Origin of the sequence: Paenibacillus terrae, assembly GCF_000943545.1 — a bacterium.
GTDB classification, from domain to species: Bacteria; Bacillota; Bacilli; order Paenibacillales; family Paenibacillaceae; genus Paenibacillus; species Paenibacillus terrae_A.
The window spans coordinates 36,631-54,463 of record NZ_JTHP01000046.1 but is presented as its reverse complement, the minus strand read 5'-3'; the positions used below and the strand labels follow the sequence as shown (position 1 = coordinate 54,463).

The window sequence follows — 17,833 nt, the reverse complement described above, 5'->3', positions numbered from 1 at the left end:
TTGCTAACTAAGCTGAGATTAATTAGGGGCCGGATATAAGTAAGGAAAAGCTTCCTTACAAGCTTGCACTGTTAACCTGATACCATACGATTTATCGCCAGAATTGAAACATGGGACATAATAATTTTTCTTTTGTTCCCACATATCCACACTGATCATATCTGAAATTTTAAAAAAACCATTTTCTGCTGACTTACCCGTTTTTAAATTTCTGCTCCGAAAATGTAGCGCAGTTCCCGTTCAGCGCTGATTGCATCTTTGTAAATTTGTTTCCAACGAGACAAATTGGACGCGTTTATACTTTCTTTATTGTTCTTGTTTTTGAAGGTAACCTGTCCGCCCGTATAATCTCCCGTGATTATTTTGTCTACAAGGCTAATATTGACTAAATTAGAACCATCCAAATTAGCAAAAGTGGGCAGACCAGATAAACATTCATGGAGAGTGGTGGGAACGGTGAATTTTCTATACAACGTATGAAAAAGTGGGATATGATAATTGCTTTTGGGTTTCCACAATTCAATCGCCACCAGGTGATTTTCGCGAAAAAAAGAACATTCTCCTAATGCGTTGTCACTCAACAATTTTGTGGCAAGAATTCGCTTTCCATCTTCCATATATCAATTCGTTTCTTTACTCTTCTGATCTTTTTTCTTCAGCTCTTCTGGTATTGGTTTAGCACCAAATACTGTTTTTTCATTTTTGGTAGATTCGTCAGCGTATTTCCCCAGTTTTACATTTAAAGCTCTCGCCAATCTCTTATCCATTTCTGTTCCCCTCCTTTCCATAAAGGAAGAATGCTGAAAGCTTGAATAGCTAAAGATAAGCATATTATGTGTGATTGTATAAAGAAATTCAATGCACAAAACAAAATACATACCGCTTTATAATATTTATGTTTAGTAGTTTTGTTAATATAAATAAAATGATTAGGCGCATAAATGACAAACACTAATAATGAACAAGCACTAATAATAAAAATCGTTGGCACATTCAAAGCGATGAAAGGTATAGTTACACATATTGCCGTTGTAAAACAGACACACAACGTAAGATTGCGGAAGTGTGCCCCTCCTGAAAATCTCCTCATAAACATAATAGTACCTAATGCTAATAATGCCCCCGAAAAATGTCCTGTCAGCCAGCCTATAACCGCAACCATTAGTATCGCTGAAACTTCGGTAATTTTTATACCAAGCGCATACTCCATCACTTCTACACTTGTTGGACCATCAGGATCAGCCTTTTTTATTTCTATTGCGATGTGCCTCGATAGCGCTTCTAGCATCCTCATAATCTCCTTTCTCTGAAAAGAAATATGACAATCCGAAAGTAAACAATGAAATAGAAAGTAATCCTATTGTGTTAGAGTTATAAAGCATATATAAAGTAATAGAGATAGTGACCGCTGATATTACTGCACCTATAATTAACATCTTATTTAGAGATGAGAAATAATTTTCACCTCTTAAAAAATCGTGTGGAGGCTGAATTATAAACGAGAATCCAAAGTTATATTTCCCCATAACAAAAGAAATCAAGTACGCAATAATGATAGAAGATACCTGAATAAAGTAAACAGAAAACCCAGAAGTGTAATTGATAGCACCCGGTTGTGCTACTCCGAAAAAATTTGCAAATAGATATACAAATAGCTGTAGGTTAATGTAGGCCGTCAGACCAGAACCTGCAGAAAAAGCCGCAAGATGTGTTTTGATCCCTAAACCGAATCTAAAAAAGATAATCATAAACAAATACTGAAACGGCAAATCTAATTTAGGCACACCTATAACTACTCTCATTAGAAAAGAAAACAAAGCTATGCCAATTGTGTAAAATAGTATTTTTCTACGATATTCCCAAACGGGAAGCATATAAAGCTTTAAGACCAAAGTAACAACGGCCAAAGCATCGAATACCCCAAGTAAAATATACAAAAAAGCAGATAACACAGATACACCATCCTCCTATTTAGCCTGCTGTAATTGTATATTTTACTCGGGTTAGTAGCAATGCAATAACCTAGTAAACTGGTAATTTTTGTCCTCATGTAAGGTATATTTTTGGGGTTGTGTATCAATTAATCCGTTTACGAGTAATTGATTTATTGCTCTAAAATCCATTGCTCCAAGAATGTTCTCGTTTCACGAGCTGGATAATACCATTTACCACCGATTTTTCTTTTTGGAAATCTAGGATCATAGAAAAATGTTCCCAGTATCATATTCCAACTCTACAAGTCTTTTTCTTTAATTCATTTGTATCCCAAAATACATATTCAGCATCAACTACTTCCACCAACTCCGAAATTTTCTTCAATATAAGTATTTTCGCTTCCTTTTCATCTATACTAATCTCAATCAAAATTCTCATCCTTTTTTTTGTAGAGTGCAAAGCCAATTAAGTATGCAAATGCAGCCTAAGGATTTCTCGTTTCAGTGTGTCCAATTTATTGACAATAGTCCATAATGAACGCATAAAAATTCCTCGGATATGTACCGAGGAATCGTTTTTAACAAAGATCATCTTTCACATGCTACTCCATCACCATCACGATCTAGCTTCATACTCAACTAAACCGCATGTTAACTTAAACCTTTGTGAACAAATTAAAGCTCCCTGGCAACCACTTTTGCTTATGATAACCTCTATTTTTCCATTAATTTATTGAATATCTCTCTATCTTTGGAAGTAAAGTCGGAAATCCGTTTCTTTTGCTCGTATGTGTTGGTACTTGAATCCAATTTAATGAAGCTATTTTCACCAACCAAATACACAATATTTTTTTTTATCTTATATGACACAATATTATCAACAGCTTTTTCCAGTGGATCAGCAAGATGATTATAAAGTATTAAAGGGTAGTGCGGCCCCCCTCTAAAAATTTGAAAAGTCCCGTCACTAAAATATTCTACGGTATCTTTGCCTGATGGGTATTTATACTTTGTATTATCCCCAGAATTCACCAGGAAAATTAGAGTAGTAGTTGTAACTAGTATAGCAATCAAGATAATGATGTATCTACGCTTCATCTGCGATTTATTCCTCACTTCCAAGCTTTTCTTGTATCAGTTACTGTTACATGAGACGTATACTCATTTAGTGTTCCCCATGATTCCATTAAATTTGTTAGGTTTGCTGCAGCCCAACCAAGTTTGTTGTCCCCAGTAAACATTTGTTTAAAATTATACTCAAAATTATAGACATCAGAATACGTTGTAGTAATTTTCCATTGCCCGTCAACGTAATTTCCATTTATTTTATAATACATGTTGTGAAAAGCATTATATAAATCTCTATCACTTTCTAATCCCTCAGATCCATTATATGAAAAACTTTTAACTTTATTAGCGTTAGCTTTTTTGACTGCGGCATTAACTATTGCGATGTGCTCTTTAGATTTTTTAATTTGCTGCGCCTCATATGACCACTCGTTAAAGTATAAATGTCCTGGTTTGTAATCAAGTGAATGTTGAAGTAAATTGGCTGTGATGTCTCCGTACTTCTTTCGAGCTATAGGAACAGCTACTAATGTAAATGCTTTACGATCAGGATAATGTATTACAGTGTCTGTCGAATCTTTTACCTGTTCTACACCTCGCACCCAAGCCTTTTCTAGTTCTACCAGAGGATTTTCAAACGGAAAAGTATTATTTCCAGCATACACTAACATATTCTTACTATATGTGCCTTCCAGTACTTTTTGCGAGACATCAGACTGATCCTTTTCTCTTGTTTCCTTAGGTTCTAACTGAGGACTGTATTGAATTTTTCAAGAACTGGTTGATCTCATAATACGAACGGGCAGATTAACGCAACAATATTCTGGAGCGGTAGCCTTAGATTCAGGTTATTTAACGCCCCCTATTTGCAAAGGCCTTCAAGATCGAAACATACGCGGTATGCGTGTCCGCAACAGCAAGAATTGCCCTACCGAACTACGGATGGACGGAGCACCTTAGAATCAGCAAAAGAAACCCGAAGTCTCATAAAAGACTTGGGTTTCTCGTCAATCTGAGTAGCCTTTAGGACTACTCTTTATTTACTAATATTAAACCAACCTGGCATTGCTTGAAATACATTCCAAAGTTTTTCTGGAATATTAAGCTGGTCGAGTTTCGAAACGTTCAATTCAGAATCTACCTCGGCTTCACGTCCATTTGCGACCTTTTCAACCCAATTAGGATCCATAATTAACGCATGCCCAATGGCGACTAGCGGCAAACCTAATTCCATAGCTTTAAGAGCATCATCCGGTGTTATTATGGAACCAGCAGCCATCACAGGTACCTTACCGTTTGCTCTTTCAAGAATTAATTCAAGTCGTGTTTTTTCATCTTGACTATCTACTGGCTTTGAAGACACATTATCTAATGAAGCATGTATATAATCTAAATCCTGTCCAACAAGGAAATCAATTAATTCATACGTGTCTTTCATACGTAATCCGCCCACTTTGGAGGATTCTTCAGGGGAAAGTCGGAATCCTATAATGAATGGTTTTGTAGCATGTTTTTCAATGACATTTTTGATTTCTTCAATAATTGCCAACGGAAAACGCAAGCGATTTTCAAGTGATCCTCCCCATTGGTCCGTCCGTTGATTTGTCGCTGGCGACCAAAAATTCTGAATTAAAAATCCATGAGCCCCATGAATTTCGACGCCATCAAATCCGGCTTCAATTGCTCGTCTTGTTGTGTCTCCAAAAGCACGTACAATCGACAAGATCTCCTCATGTGATAGTTCTCTTGTTTCTGAAGTTGAACCTAAATTAGTAACTTCGGGTTGCAATGCACTCGCACTAACTGCATCCAATCCAGGCACGGCTTTATTGCCAGCATGGAAAATCTGTAGGATCGCAGGAGCGCCTCCACTTTTCGCTGCCTCAGCTAATTTTCGTAAACTTGGAGTAAATTCATCATTGTACCCAGCGAATTCATTCGTAAAACCCTGCCCATTAGGTGTAACATGAGTACACCCTGTAATGACGAGTCCTACTCCATTCACTCTTTGTTTGTAATACTTTACTTCGTCATCCGAAATGGTAAGATCGTCATTACTTGACCAGGTTGTCATAGGTGCCATAACGATACTATTCTTAATTGTTATTCCATTTCTGAATGTGAAGGATTCAAATAACCTACTGTATTTTTGATTCATTTCATTAACCTCGCTCTCATATTTTCTTTTCTATTTCAGTTTAATTGGTTGCCGTTACGGCAAGTCAAGTATTTATTTTTATATGATTAAATATAGATTTGTTGCGTTGTCATTCTCTTTATGATATATATTTAGTTACAGTAACTGTAACTAAAGGAGGGGGACAAGTAGATGTTGTATTCAATGACATATGTAGTGGAGAATTTAAATGTATCTGCAAAGACGCTTCGATTTTATGAAGAGCAAGGGATATTACCAAATATATCTCGTGACGAAAAAGGCCGTAGAGTTTATAGCGAACAACAAATAGATTGGATTTCTTTTATTCGTTGCCTCAAAGAGACAGGCATGCCTCTTTCAAAAATAAAGGATTACAAGGAACTTTATGAATTAGGAAATACTACCTATTTACAAAGAGAAGAAATGTTGATGCTGCATAAATTGGAATTACAGAAGAAAATTGACAAAAGTTTAAACCACTTGGAAGAAATAAACTATAAAATAGCCATGTATGAACTTCAGAAAGAAGAGGTTATGAAAAATCCCGACTATAACTTTAAATGTCACGGTATGGAGAGTAAGATAGTGAATTAATGTACTTAAGCTAACGGGGAACGTTAGTTCAATGAACCAGCGACAGTCTAGAGATTTATTTTTCTGTCTATCCTATGCTTCATGTCGAAGTAAGGAGAAAATTGCAAATAAAACAAATAGGACTCCATACCTAGGCTACATTCCAGTGGAGTGAGTCTGTAAAATAGATTGTGTAAACTCCCCAAACCATTAAAATGGTAATCAAAGAAAGGTTGGGGAGCGCACATGGGACTTTGGACGAAACAGCAACTGAGAGCGTTCATCAATGAGAATAAGCTGGTGACGGCTCAAGATGCACAGAAGGCTTTAAAAGAGTTATTTGCTGAAACTTTGCAAGAGATGTTGGAGGCCGAGCTGGATACCCATCTGGGCTATGAGAAACATGAAGTCCAAGCCAAAACGACACGCAACAGCCGTAACGGAAAAAGCAAGAAAACGGTGGTGAGTGAATACGGCGAACAGGAGATCAGCGTCCCTCGGGACCGGTTGGGTGAATTGGAGCCGCTGGTCGTGAAGAAACATCAATCGAATGTCACCGGCATCGAAGACCAGATCGTTGCGCTCTATGCCAAAGGAGTCAGCACACGGGAGATTCAAGATCATTTACAGCAGCTCTACGGGATTGAGGTTTCGCCTACGCTCATTTCCAATGTAACGAACAAGATCATACCGCTCATTCAAGAGTGGCAACATCGACCGCTGCAAGGCGTATATGCGGTCGTCTTTCTGGACGCGATTCCCTTCAAAGTCAAGCCAGATGGAGCCATTGTGAACAAAGCGGCGTACATGGTCATTGGTATCGATCTGGATGGGAACAAGGATGTACTGGGCATGTGGATCGGTGAGCCTGAGTCCGCCAAGTTCTGGCTTAGCGTCCTGAATGAGCTGAAAAACCGGGGCGTTCAAGATATGCTCATCACGTGTGTGGATAATCTAACAGGCTTCTCTCAAGCGATTACGGCTTGTTATCCCCAGACGGAAATTCAGAAGTGCATCATTCATCAAATCCGCAATTCGACCCGTTATGTCTCGTACAAAGATCTGAAAAAGGTCACCGCAGATCTTAAACCCATCTACAAAGCCACAACCGAAGAAGCCGCTCTGGCTGAACTGGATCGGTTTGAAGAAGCCTGGGGCACGAAATATCCACTCATTGTTCAATCGTGGCGCAAGAATTAGGATGAGCTGGCGACCTTTTTCAAGTATCCACCGGAGCTTCGCAAGCTCATGTATACCACGAACATCATCGAGAGTTACCATCGCCAGCTTCGAAAAGTCACGAAGGGCAAGCGTATTTTTCCGAGCGATGAAGCTCTGCTCAAAATGCTTTATCTGGCTACAATGGACGTCGTTCGCAAATGGACAGGTTGGGTTCAAAACTGGGGACAAATGCTGCTTCAATTGTCTATTTTCTTTCCAGACCGTGTAGGTCAGCACTTGCGATAAGGGGTATCCCCCCACTGGTAACGTATTCCAAATGAGTTTACACAAAATTATTGACAGACCCGTTTGATATCTGCTTTGAAACATCACTTGAATGTTCATAATCAAAACAAACTCGCCTTGGGAGACGGATATAAACACAACTTAAATTTGGTGATGTGCCGAACCGATGGAAACCCGATTCCAAAATCATCTTTATTCAATGCTTTTTCGCGCATCTTAAAGCGCGCTGGTTTACCACCCTTACCTATTCATTCTCTACGTCATACTCATGCGGTCTTGCTTTTAGAGACAGGTGTCCAAATGAAGTATGTACAGGAACGGCTTGGACACGGAAGCATGAGAATTACCGCCGATGTTTATGCCCACATATCTAAAAAAATCGAATCTGACAGTATGGACAAATACGAATCGTTCACTCAAAAAATATTTCAATAATAATTTTTTGTGGGTGATTTGTGGGTGATATCAACTACATAAAAATCACATTAGATTCCCCGCAAAACTAAAAATCCCTCAACGCTTAGAGCGCCAAGGGATTCCACATTTTAGTAAAGCGTCAGATATTGATCACGTTCCCATTGATGCACTTGGGTCCGGTACATATCCCATTCAATTTCCTTAAGCTCGTAGAAGTAAGCCAGCGCATGGTCACCCAGAGCGTCAGAGATAACTTCGCTCCGAATAAGCTCGGACAAAGCTTCTTTCAAGTCTGCAGGCAGGCTTGGAATCCCTTCTTCAATCCGCTCTTCCTCAGACATAACATAGATGTTACGATCAATCGGAGCTGGCAGAGCCATTTGACGTTTGATACCATCCAAACCGGCTCTCAGCATCACAGCCAGTGCCAAATAAGGATTCGCAGCCGGGTCAGGATTACGAACTTCGACGCGAGTACTCAAACCACGAGATGCCGGAATTCGAATCATCGGACTACGGTTACTGGCAGACCAGGCAACATAACAAGGAGCTTCATAACCTGGTACAAGACGTTTGTATGAATTCACCGTTGGATTCGTGATTGCTGCCATCGCACGTGCATGCTTGAGAATACCAGCCATATAATGGCGGGCCGTCTGGCTCAATCCGAGTTCGTCTGATTCATCATAAAATACGTTTTCATTGTCCTTGAACAACGATTGGTTACAGTGCATACCGGAGCCATTCACGCCAAACAAAGGTTTTGGCATAAAGGTGGCATGCAGACCATGCTGACGTGCAATCGTCTTAACAACGAGCTTGAACGTTTGGATCTGATCGGCTGCTTTGATTGCATCCGCATATTTAAAGTCAATCTCATGCTGTCCAGGTGCAACTTCATGATGAGACGCTTCAATTTCAAAGCCCATCTCTTCAAGCTTTAGAACAATTTCCCGACGGCAGTTTTCACCCAGATCCATCGGTGCCAAGTCAAAATATCCACCTTGGTCATTCAATTCTGTAGTCGGTTCGCCTTTTTCATCGGTTTTGAACAGAAAGAATTCAGGCTCCGGTCCGACATTCATCGAAGTATAACCCATTTCTTCTGCTTCCTTGAGTACACGTTTCAAGATACCGCGCGGGTCGCCGGCAAATGGAACTCCGTCCGGCTTATAAATATCGCAGATCAGACGAGCTACACGATCCGAGGTTACCCAAGGGAAAACTACCCATGTATCCAGATCAGGGTATAAGTACATGTCAGATTCTTCAATGCGTACATAACCTTCAATGGAAGAACCGTCGAACATCATTTTGTTATCCAGCGCTTTTGGTAGTTGACTAACCGGAATTTCTACGTTCTTGATCGTACCAAGCAAATCTGTAAACTGCAAACGAATAAAACGAACATTTTCTTCTTCGGCAATCCGAAGAATATCTTCTCTGGTATAACTCACACTAACCTCTCCCTTTCTGTAACGACTATATACAAATCAGCTGTTCCATAATCCTTTTAAATAATGAGGCCTGGTCTGCAAGTAAAGCGGTAGTATGCCAAAATGCAGGCTATACATTATCTCTTATTGAAAAAACGTGATAATTCACCTTGGATCAGGGATACCTGTCCTGGTCTTTTACCTGCCACAAGCTGTTGTTTCAGCAAGCGGTGAAGCTGGGTATCGGACATTTCACGACGTTTGACTTCCGTATCTGCAGTAATAACTGTAGCTTCTTCCGATTCCTTCGTGACCGGATTCATGACTTGTTTAATACCCGCAATGTTAACACCCTTCTCAATCAACGCCTTGATTTCAAGCAAACGCTCTACATCATTAAAAGAAAAAAGACGTTGGTTACCCGACGTACGGGCAGGTACTATCAAGTTATGCTGTTCATAATAACGAATCTGACGTGCTGACAAGTCCGTTAGCTTCATGACAATACCTATTGGAAATAAGGCCATGTTTCTGCGAATTTCGTCGCCCATTTGTCATCAACCTTCCAGTGATCTATTATTCACCTTATTGTACATTTAGCTGATGCAAAGTGTCAATGACATGTTAGAAAAACTCACAATAATTTACGTTCTTTCATTGTTTGCAGGGCCATCAGCACTCCATATTTCACATGAGAGTAGGTTAAGCCCCCTTGCATGTAACCAATATAGGGTTCACGAATCGGAGCATCTGCAGATAATTCCAGACTTCCTCCTTGTATAAAAGTGCCTGCAGCCATAATAACTGGATGCTCGTAGCCCGGCATATCCCACGGCTCCGGTACCACATGACTATCCACAGCGGCAGCACGCTGAATTCCTTGGACAAAAGCAATTAAATGCTCCGGTCCGCTAAAAGAAATGGCCTGAATCAAATCGGTGCGTTCCTCATGCCAGGCAGGTTTCGTTTCAAATCCCATGTCTTCAAAGACCGCAGCTGCGAATATACTTCCTTTAACCGCTTGCCCAACCAGTGTTGGAGCAAGAAATAAGCCCTGAAAGATACCTCTCGTGGTACCTAACATGGCCCCTACCTCACCACCGATTCCAGGCGCAGTTAAGCGGTAGGCTGCCAGCTCAACATACTCCTGTTTACCGCAAATATATCCTCCCGTTTCGGCAATGCCGCCGCCAGGATTTTTAATCAGTGAACCTGCCATCAAATCGACACCGACCTGAGTAGGCTCCAGCTTTTCGGTAAATTCACCATAACAATTGTCCACAAAGACAATAACGTCAGGTTTAATCGCCTTTACACGGGCTGTCATTTCCTCGATATCTGCCACACTAAAGGAAGCTCTCCAATCATAGCCGCGTGAACGCTGGATGCCGATCACCTTCGTATTGGCATGGATTGCACCCTCCACTGCTTTCCAATCTACTTTACCTTCTGTTGTCAGCGCCGTTTCTCCATAAGTAATGCCAAAATCCTGCAATGACCCGGTCCCATCGCCGGGCTTGCCGATCACTTTGTGAAGCGTATCATACGGTTGCCCCGTAATATACAACAGCTCATCACCTGGACGCAGAACGCCGAATAAAGCAGTGGAAATCGTATGAGTTCCCGAGGCAAAATGCGGGCGGACCAATGCCGCCTCCGCACCGAACACATCGGCGTATACCTCCTCCAGTACCTCACGCCCTCGGTCATTGTACGCATATCCCGTAGAGCCGGCAAAATGAAAATCGCTCACTTGCTTCCGCTGGAATGCCTGAATAACCTTCCACTGATTTGCATCTACAATATGATCTATGCGCTGTAGCCGTTCCTGTATTTTGCGTTCTGCTGTTTCCTGTATTTGTTGGATTTCTGGACTAAAAACTACCATTTTACCTTCATGACCCTCTCTCTTTACGCAGCCTTAGGCTATTGTTGTTATAACATCATTTCCTCGGAATGATGTGCATTATCATTGAATTGACCTAAAAACGCCATCAGATGTTAACCTTCTGTGAAGTCCCTGAGGGCATGACCATATTTTTCATACTCACCTCGCTGAACTTCTACCTCATAAATGACATCATTACCATCATACTCGGTCAGAAGTACATCCCCAATCCGGTAAAGCACCGATGTCAAGTCCCCACGTTCTGCCGGAATACGGAATCTCAGCGTATCTCCGCTCAGATGCTCCTGAATCAGCTCACGAAGACGCAGCAGATCACTTTCGTCGAATGAGCTCATTTTCAAATAGCCCTCGCCAGAAGGAAGCATTTCCATTTGCTCAGGAGTACAAGCGTCTTTTTTATTAAACAATACGATCTGTGGCTTGTCCGCTGCTCCTAATTGCTCCAAAATCGTTTCCACGACCTTCATCTGTTCGTCACGCATATCCGAAGAAGCGTCTACCACATGCAAAATAAGATGAGCCTCATTAGCTTCCTCCAGAGTAGCGCGGAAAGAAGCAATCAAATCATGGGGCAGATTTTGAATAAAACCAACGGTATCTGTAAGAATAATCTCTTTGCCGCTCGGCAGCTCCATCGTTCTGGAGGTAGGGTCCAGCGTCGCAAACAGTTGGTTCTCAATATATACATCAGCCGCCGTCAGTTGCTTTAACAGCGTTGATTTCCCCGCATTGGTGTAGCCGACAAGCGCTACCTGCACAATACCACTCTTTTGTCTGCGCTCTCTATGTAAATACCGATGACGGGTCACTTCCTCCAACTGACGTTTCAAATCACTGATACGATCACGGATGTGACGACGATCTGTCTCCAGCTTGCTTTCACCGGGACCACGTGTTCCGATACCTCCACCGAGTCGTGACAGATTTTTGCCGTGTCCAGACAAACGGGGCAACAAATAGGACAGCTGCGCCAGCTCAACCTGAATAATACCTTCTCGTGTTTTCGCTCGCTGGGCAAAGATGTCCAGAATGAGCTGCGTACGGTCGATAATTTTGAGATCCAGACTTTCTTCCAGATTACGCACCTGAGCCCCCGACAGCTCCTGATCAAAAATAGCCGTATTCGCTCCCAATTCCTCGGCAGCTGCGCGCAGTTCCTCTACCTTACCTTTGCCGATAAACCATTTGGAATCCTTTACTTCCTTGTTCTGGGTCAAAACGCTAAGCACTTCAACACCAGCCGTCTCAGCCAGCTTCACAAGTTCATTCAGAGAGTATTCTGTATTGATGCCAGAACGCTTGACTTCATCCGTGATCAGACTGACCAGTACCGCCTTATCCTGCATTTCGGTTTGTGTATCATAAGTGGAGTTCGCCATATTGTTTTCTCCTTTATTTTCCATATTAACTCTCGCACAGAGACCGACCTGATATTCAGGCCGGCCCCCGTTTGATGTTATGCAATTCGATGTGATTCAGATTTCTATTATCGCCTATCTTTTGTCCATTTTCAAATCCTCAGGACGCAGCGTCATCAGTTCCTGCTTTCCCGGCTGCCCGCTCCTGTACTGATTGAGCAACCTGACAGCCTGATGTCGAATCGCTTTTTCGATCACATTGCGGACATAACGCGCGTTGCTGAATGCATGGAGACTGTCGTTGCGTTCATTCAACAAATACTCTTTCATTTTGAGTATGGACTGAGGCATGAGAATATAATCGCGTTCTTTGGCCATCATTTCGGAAATTTGGATAAGCTGATCTACGGTATAGTCCGGAAAATCCAGCTGGATGGGAAAACGAGAAGGCAAGCCTGGATTTGTACGCAAAAAGAAGTCCATCTCACCCGAGTATCCGGCAAGGATCAAAATAAATTGATTTTTCTGATCCTCCATGGATTTTACTAAGGTATCAATAGCTTCCTTTCCAAAATCCTTTTCCCCTCCCCGCGCCAAACTGTATGCCTCATCAATAAACAACACTCCACCCAGAGACTTCTTGACCAGATCCCGCGTTTTTTGCGCTGTATGCCCAATATACTCGCCTACCAAATCAGCCCTTTCCACCTCAATCAGATGGCCTTTGCTCAGTACCCCCATTTTTTGCAGCATTTTAGCGATAATGCGGGCTACCGTTGTTTTCCCCGTACCAGGGTTCCCTTTGAAAATCATGTGATATACGTGCGCGTTACTCAACAGCCCCGCATCAGTACGCATATGGGCAATTTGCAAAAAAGCATATACTTCAAATACCAGGTCTTTGATGTTATCCAAGCCGACGAGATGATCGAGTTCCTTCTGAATTTCCTGATAGAGACTAAGATACTGCGGTAACGCCTGCGACTTGGTCGAAGTTGCTGCATCCGTCTCATCAACATTTACCGAAGCTATCGGCTCCGGGCTACGCAGCACGACATTGATTTGTCTGGAAGGTCTCTCCTCCGTCCGCTTGCCCGCGGCGATTCCCCGTCCGTTCATGCATCCATCACCTCAACATTTCTTCAGGCACAGCTTACCCTATTAATGTATTCGGCCCAGCATGTCCTTATTAGCATAAAAGCAACAGGAGCTTGTGCAATGCATTTTGTTTATAGAGAAGATGCCTTTATGAGAAAACGTTGTACGTTTCAGGACACCCAGGTTTGGGCACTGAGCCACCACTTTTGCAGCGTCCATTTGGCGTAAGCCAGTACCTCTCTTGATTGATGAAGCGGCATATTCAGTACTTTAGATTCCGCCAGAGCCATCTGGGGGTGCTCCAAATTCAAAAATCGGGCAATCTCGAGCGCCCGTGGGCCATGATAACTATGTGTGATAATCACAGTCGAGGTCCAACCATACTCCTGCATGATACGCTGACTATACAGCAGATTTTCGTAGGTGCTGGTCGCATGGTTTTCCAACACAATATGCTGCGCTGGAATACCTCTGTCAACCAAATAGCGTTGCATCCCCTCAGCCTCTGTATACGGGTAAGTTGGTTTGTCCAGCCCTCCGCTTACAATCAGACGCTTTACTGTACCGTTGCGGTATAGCTGCAGGGCCTCGTTCAGCCTCTCCTTTAGCCCCGGACTTGGCTCTGCTCCCCACATGGAAGCCCCAAGTACAATTCCTACCTGTGCTTGCTGAAGCGGAGTGGTAGAGGCTGCGTTATTCATATTCCAAAATCGAATACCTACCCATACCAAACCGATCATAATGATAACCAGCAGACAAAGCATAAGACGCTTGGCTGCTGAAAACTTTTTCTCTGGGCCGCTCAGCCTGCTTTTTGATTCAGAATCTTTTGGCCCAGTGCTTCTAATCCTCTGCAAAACCTTCACCGATCCCTCTTAAAATCACCGTTGTGAAACCATTCTGCCCGGTGTTTCAGCGACATTTTAAAATAGGGGAATATATGGGCATCTATCCGTCGTAAAACCTCAGCCGCTGTACGGTTAGCCAGTTCTGCCTCCTGTGTCGAGATATGCCCGCGCTGTAACGCATCCTCCAGCTCATCCTCATCCACTAAAAAGATTTCGCCATTTTTAAGTACGACAACATCCAAATACAAATCGTCAAACCAGGGCACTCCCTGATCGGTCACTCCCTGATTTCGGCAGGTATCAATATACCATTCCACAATCTGCTCCCGATTGTCGAACATAGCAGTTACTACATAATGCTCGCCCTTCGGATAATATTGCAACCAGGAATACCCTTTGTCCGCTATGCAAAACGTATGACCGCCGTAGCTTTTCCATAACGGCTCTTTGAGACTCAAAATGGTATACAAGGTCACATATCCTGTAAACACGTCACTTTCCACATACCGGCAAGCAAACTTGCGGTTCGTTATTCTGCGCCAGTTGGCCCGGTCTCCGAATTTGCGCTTCATAAATGATGTTCCTCTCCAACATTGGTAAAACCAGCTTACCATATTTAAACTGTACACTCAAAAATAACACCCTTTATCACAACAAAAAAGGTATTCCCAGACCATAAAATGGTCCAAAAATACCTTTGGTTTAAAACAAATTCAAATCACACACAGCATATGTCTTCTAATCTCGGTTGCGATGTCCACGATTGGAGTTCGACTGACCGTTGGAGTTGGTTTCCTGACTTCCATCCGGTGTGGTTCCTGTGGTAGATGGATCCGTGGTAACTGGATTTACCGTGGTATCACTATTGAAGGTACCTGCATCCGGTGTTGTTGTCTGGCCATTCCCCTGATTCGTGTCACTACCAGTGCCGGAGCTGCCACTATGATTGCCTGTACTGCCAGTGCCATTTCCGCTAGTGTCTCCAGGAATCGTCGGAACCTGCCCTGGGCTGGTGCTATTATCGGTACCTCCAGGGACTGTATTCCCCTGATCGGTGCCGTTCTGACCGTCTGTAGTCCCGCTGTTATCCGGTAATGTTCCATCCTGATTCGGATCAGTTCCCTGCTGTGGATCTACCGGAGTGGTCTCTGCCGGAATTTCCACACGGATTGTATTGGATGGATCAGATTCCTTACTATCCGCTCCATAAGCCGTTACATAATATTCATACGCGGCTCCGGCTACTGGAGACGTATCTTCACCACTCGTGCCTTTCATCGCCTCCATAATCACCGTAAAGCCCCCTTCGGAAGCCTCTTTGCGATACACGCGGTATTGCACATTATCTCCCGCCGCCGCAGTCCAGGACAACGATACAATTTGGGTATCCTGACTATAAGACCCGCTCAGTCCGCTTGGAGCGGTAGCCTGAACCGGCACGTCTGGCTTCTGCTCAACTGGTGGTTCATATCCTTTTGGCTGGCTGAATTGCGTAACCGGGTGCCCCTTGAGGGCTTCACCCATGACCCTTCCGAAAAAGGCTGCCGACTGCCCACTGTAGTTTCTCAGCATATGTTTGCTGTCCGGCTTGTCATAGCCCATCCATACCGCACCAGTATATTCCGGCGTATAACCGACAAACCAGATATCACGGTTGCCACTGTTCCCGCTAATGCCACTCTGGGTTGTACCCGTTTTACCCGCTACAGGCCAATCAATACGGGCTTTGCGGCCCGTACCGCTATTGACTACATTTTGCATCATCTGCGTCATTTCATAAGCTGTTTTCTCGCTCATTACGGTTTTAAATTCTTCTTTGTGAGTGTAAACTGTTTTGTCATCACTATCGTTAATTTGCTTGATGGAGTAAGCTTTTTGGAACTGTCCATTATTGGCAAAAGCACTGTATGCCTGTGCCATTTCAAGCGTGTTCGTTCCTTTACTTAATCCACCCAATGCGATAGCGAGCGAGTGATCATTTTTGTCCATCGGGATGCCTAAGCTTTCCGCGAATTGGACCCCTCTTTCCACACCGATCTGGTTGAGCAACCATACTGGCGGGATATTTTCAGACTTTGTAATCGCATCGATCATACTGATGGTCGAAGAGTAACCGTGCAAGTTTTTCGGGCTATACCCGTTAAAACTCTGTCGCTCATTACTCAAAGGTGTATCCATTGTAAATTTGCCGGATTCGAGAGCCGGCGCATACGCCGCAATAGGTTTAAAGGCCGAACCTGGCTGCCTGCGGCTTTGCGTCGCGCGGTTAAAGGTTCCCTTTTTGTAATCCCGTCCGGGTGCCATCGCGGCAATTCCGCCCGTCTGGTTATTAATAATGACCATGGAGCCTTGAACAGGCTGATCATCCGGGCTCTTTTCGAACATGCTATCATCTGCCATAGCCTGATCCAGCGCATTTTGGGCCTGAGCATCCATCGTCGTATGAATTTTGTAGCCGCCAACGATCAGATCGTTTCCGCTGACTCCCGGCAAAGCATCCTCCGCCTCATTCATCACATACTCCATAAAATTTTGATACTTTTGAACTTTTTCCGGCTGCTTGTAATCATAATCTACAGCCTTGGCCTCTTCCATTTCCTGCTTGCCAATCATTCCCTGCTCAAACATCAGCTGGAGAACCACAGCACGTCGTTCCTTTGAGTTTTCCGGATTACTAATTGGATTATATTTGGAAGGCCCTTTTGGAATAGCTGCTAACGTGGCGATCTGCCAAAGCTTTAATTCTTTTAAGTTAGATTGCCCAAAGTACCCCACCGAAGCTGCCTTGATTCCTGAATATGAACGTCCAAACCAAATTCGGTTCAAATACAACGTAATAATCTCATCTTTAGTCAAATTCCGTTCTAGCGCCATTGCAATAGATACCTCGGTCGCTTTACGGAAAAAGGTCTTGTCACGCGACAAAAACAGGTTTTTGGCCAACTGCTGGGTCAGCGTACTGCCGCCCTCCACTGCCGAACGGGCTACGATATCTTTTACAGCCGCCCGCCCGATAGACCAAATATCAACCCCCTGGTGCTCCATAAATCGCTTATCCTCTGTTGCTATAAAAGCTTTTTTGAGCAATGGCGGAATTTCTTCACTTTTGACGGGATCGCTTTTTTGTACGGACAGCTCGCCCATAAGCACACCGTTACGATCGTAAACCTTTGATGTCTCGTTCACTGTAATTTTATCCTTGTTGGCTTTGTAAATTTGTTCGCCATTTACCATGACAAACAAATATCCACCAAGCGCGCAAAATATAGCTAACGCCGCCGTAATAAACAGCGTCCATCCAACTTGCTTACCTGTAATCTTCTTTTTCTTGCCCTTCGGCTTCTCTTTAGGTGTGTTTCTATTGCGATTGCCGGATCTGGACAATGAATCGTTTGGCATTCCCCTGACTCCCTTTCGCGAATAATCACATGTTGCCGAACGTATATATAGCTTGCTGTCGGCAGCATGAAAGCAAACGGAATGAAAAGAACAACCCTGTTCAGGTTGCTCCGGGTCTCATTCCTATACGGTTAGACGAGACGGTCGCTTAAAAAGTTTCAACAACCC

The 17,833-nt window shown here is 43.2% G+C and carries 17 protein-coding genes and 3 pseudogenes; 3 read left to right on the top strand and 17 right to left on the bottom strand.

The window, feature by feature from the left end; genetic code table 11:
* Positions 1-203 precede the first annotated feature (203 nt).
* The 9 genes and pseudogenes from QD47_RS20150 to QD47_RS20120 all read right to left on the bottom strand — a co-directional run bounded on the left by QD47_RS20150 (position 204) and on the right by QD47_RS20120 (position 5,160).
* Positions 204-617 (bottom strand): hypothetical protein, encoded by a 414-nt coding sequence (locus QD47_RS20150; RefSeq protein WP_235332311.1) that lies wholly within the window; start codon positions 615-617, stop codon positions 204-206.
* Positions 618-620: 3 nt separating this feature from the next.
* Complete coding sequence (locus tag QD47_RS32610) at positions 621-767, bottom strand: hypothetical protein (RefSeq protein WP_200893479.1); 147 nt, start codon at positions 765-767, stop codon at positions 621-623.
* Complete coding sequence (locus QD47_RS20145; RefSeq protein WP_044647802.1) at positions 740-1,288, bottom strand: accessory gene regulator ArgB-like protein; 549 nt, start codon at positions 1,286-1,288, stop codon at positions 740-742. The genes QD47_RS32610 and QD47_RS20145 overlap by 28 nt, the downstream gene beginning before the upstream one ends.
* Complete coding sequence (locus QD47_RS20140) at positions 1,239-1,952, bottom strand: hypothetical protein (RefSeq protein WP_044647801.1); 714 nt, start codon at positions 1,950-1,952, stop codon at positions 1,239-1,241. The genes QD47_RS20145 and QD47_RS20140 overlap by 50 nt, the downstream gene beginning before the upstream one ends.
* A 152-nt stretch (positions 1,953-2,104) precedes the next feature.
* Positions 2,105-2,364: pseudogene (locus QD47_RS20135) on the bottom strand (group-specific protein).
* Between the two features lie 158 nt (positions 2,365-2,522).
* On the bottom strand, positions 2,523-2,567 hold the full coding sequence (locus tag QD47_RS34205; protein WP_082067250.1) for an excalibur calcium-binding domain-containing protein: 45 nt from the start codon (positions 2,565-2,567) through the stop codon (positions 2,523-2,525).
* A gap of 81 nt (positions 2,568-2,648) precedes the next feature.
* Complete coding sequence (locus tag QD47_RS32605) at positions 2,649-3,032, bottom strand: hypothetical protein (protein WP_044647800.1); 384 nt, start codon at positions 3,030-3,032, stop codon at positions 2,649-2,651.
* A 14-nt stretch (positions 3,033-3,046) separates the two neighbouring features.
* The gene (locus QD47_RS20125; RefSeq protein ID WP_235332310.1) at positions 3,047-3,673 is read right to left on the bottom strand and encodes a hypothetical protein; all 627 of its coding nucleotides are present in this window, start codon (positions 3,671-3,673) and stop codon (positions 3,047-3,049) included.
* Between the two features lie 365 nt (positions 3,674-4,038).
* Positions 4,039-5,160, bottom strand: coding sequence for an NADH-dependent flavin oxidoreductase (locus QD47_RS20120; RefSeq protein ID WP_044647798.1), 1,122 nt, complete (start codon positions 5,158-5,160; stop codon positions 4,039-4,041).
* 171 nt (positions 5,161-5,331) lie between these two features.
* Between QD47_RS20120 and QD47_RS20115 the strand changes: the two genes are divergently transcribed.
* The 3 genes and pseudogenes from QD47_RS20115 to QD47_RS31000 all read left to right on the top strand — a co-directional run.
* Positions 5,332-5,754: a MerR family transcriptional regulator gene (locus tag QD47_RS20115; protein ID WP_044647797.1), complete on the top strand. Its 423-nt coding sequence runs from the start codon at positions 5,332-5,334 to the stop codon at positions 5,752-5,754.
* Between the two features lie 225 nt (positions 5,755-5,979).
* Positions 5,980-7,200 (top strand): annotated as a pseudogene (locus QD47_RS20110) (IS256 family transposase).
* Between the two features lie 63 nt (positions 7,201-7,263).
* A pseudogene (locus tag QD47_RS31000) lies at positions 7,264-7,635 on the top strand (tyrosine-type recombinase/integrase); the annotation flags it as partial.
* 110 nt (positions 7,636-7,745) lie between these two features.
* Here the strand turns inward: QD47_RS31000 and glnA are convergent.
* From glnA to QD47_RS20070, 8 genes are all read right to left on the bottom strand, one after another.
* Positions 7,746-9,074: a type I glutamate--ammonia ligase gene (gene glnA, locus QD47_RS20105; protein ID WP_044647796.1), complete on the bottom strand. Its 1,329-nt coding sequence runs from the start codon at positions 9,072-9,074 to the stop codon at positions 7,746-7,748.
* A 116-nt stretch (positions 9,075-9,190) separates the two neighbouring features.
* Positions 9,191-9,604, bottom strand: coding sequence for a MerR family transcriptional regulator (locus QD47_RS20100; RefSeq protein ID WP_007430683.1), 414 nt, complete (start codon positions 9,602-9,604; stop codon positions 9,191-9,193).
* An 83-nt stretch (positions 9,605-9,687) separates the two neighbouring features.
* Positions 9,688-10,941 carry a methionine gamma-lyase family protein gene (locus QD47_RS20095; protein WP_044647795.1) on the bottom strand — a complete coding sequence of 418 codons (1,254 nt, stop codon included), beginning with the start codon at positions 10,939-10,941 and terminating at the stop codon, positions 9,688-9,690.
* Positions 10,942-11,054: 113 nt separating this feature from the next.
* Positions 11,055-12,341, bottom strand: coding sequence for a GTPase HflX (hflX, locus tag QD47_RS20090; RefSeq protein ID WP_044647794.1), 1,287 nt, complete (start codon positions 12,339-12,341; stop codon positions 11,055-11,057).
* Between the two features lie 114 nt (positions 12,342-12,455).
* Positions 12,456-13,439, bottom strand: a complete 984-nt coding sequence (locus QD47_RS20085) for an AAA family ATPase (RefSeq protein ID WP_044647793.1) — start codon at positions 13,437-13,439, stop codon at positions 12,456-12,458.
* 149 nt (positions 13,440-13,588) lie between these two features.
* Positions 13,589-14,284, bottom strand: a complete 696-nt coding sequence (locus QD47_RS20080) for a YdcF family protein (protein ID WP_200893477.1) — start codon at positions 14,282-14,284, stop codon at positions 13,589-13,591.
* A complete protein-coding gene (locus tag QD47_RS20075) occupies positions 14,281-14,838 on the bottom strand; it encodes a ribonuclease FAU-1 family protein (RefSeq protein ID WP_044647792.1) in 558 nt (185 codons plus the stop codon). Before QD47_RS20075 ends, QD47_RS20080 begins: the two co-directional genes overlap by 4 nt.
* A 166-nt stretch (positions 14,839-15,004) precedes the next feature.
* Positions 15,005-17,665: a PBP1A family penicillin-binding protein gene (locus QD47_RS20070; protein ID WP_044647791.1), complete on the bottom strand. Its 2,661-nt coding sequence runs from the start codon at positions 17,663-17,665 to the stop codon at positions 15,005-15,007.
* Positions 17,666-17,833: the final 168 nt, after the last annotated feature.

Bases quoted from the DNA above. Each gene is read 5' to 3' on its own strand.
- QD47_RS20070 (WP_044647791.1), bottom strand. From the start codon at position 17,665: ATGCCAAACGATTCATTGTCCAGATCCGGCAATCGCAATAGAAACACA.
- QD47_RS20100 (WP_007430683.1), bottom strand. From the start codon at position 9,604: ATGGGCGACGAAATTCGCAGAAACATGGCCTTATTTCCAATAGGTATT.
- QD47_RS20145 (WP_044647802.1), bottom strand. From the start codon at position 1,288: ATGCTAGAAGCGCTATCGAGGCACATCGCAATAGAAATAAAAAAGGCT.
- QD47_RS32605 (WP_044647800.1), bottom strand. From the start codon at position 3,032: ATGAAGCGTAGATACATCATTATCTTGATTGCTATACTAGTTACAACT.
- QD47_RS32610 (WP_200893479.1), bottom strand. From the start codon at position 767: ATGGATAAGAGATTGGCGAGAGCTTTAAATGTAAAACTGGGGAAATAC.
- QD47_RS20115 (WP_044647797.1), top strand. From the start codon at position 5,332: ATGTTGTATTCAATGACATATGTAGTGGAGAATTTAAATGTATCTGCA.
- QD47_RS20125 (WP_235332310.1), bottom strand. From the start codon at position 3,673: ATGTTAGTGTATGCTGGAAATAATACTTTTCCGTTTGAAAATCCTCTG.
- QD47_RS20095 (WP_044647795.1), bottom strand. From the start codon at position 10,941: ATGGTAGTTTTTAGTCCAGAAATCCAACAAATACAGGAAACAGCAGAA.
- hflX (WP_044647794.1), bottom strand. From the start codon at position 12,341: ATGGCGAACTCCACTTATGATACACAAACCGAAATGCAGGATAAGGCG.
- QD47_RS20150 (WP_235332311.1), bottom strand. From the start codon at position 617: ATGGAAGATGGAAAGCGAATTCTTGCCACAAAATTGTTGAGTGACAAC.
- QD47_RS20075 (WP_044647792.1), bottom strand. From the start codon at position 14,838: ATGAAGCGCAAATTCGGAGACCGGGCCAACTGGCGCAGAATAACGAAC.
- QD47_RS20120 (WP_044647798.1), bottom strand. From the start codon at position 5,160: ATGAATCAAAAATACAGTAGGTTATTTGAATCCTTCACATTCAGAAAT.
- QD47_RS20085 (WP_044647793.1), bottom strand. From the start codon at position 13,439: ATGAACGGACGGGGAATCGCCGCGGGCAAGCGGACGGAGGAGAGACCT.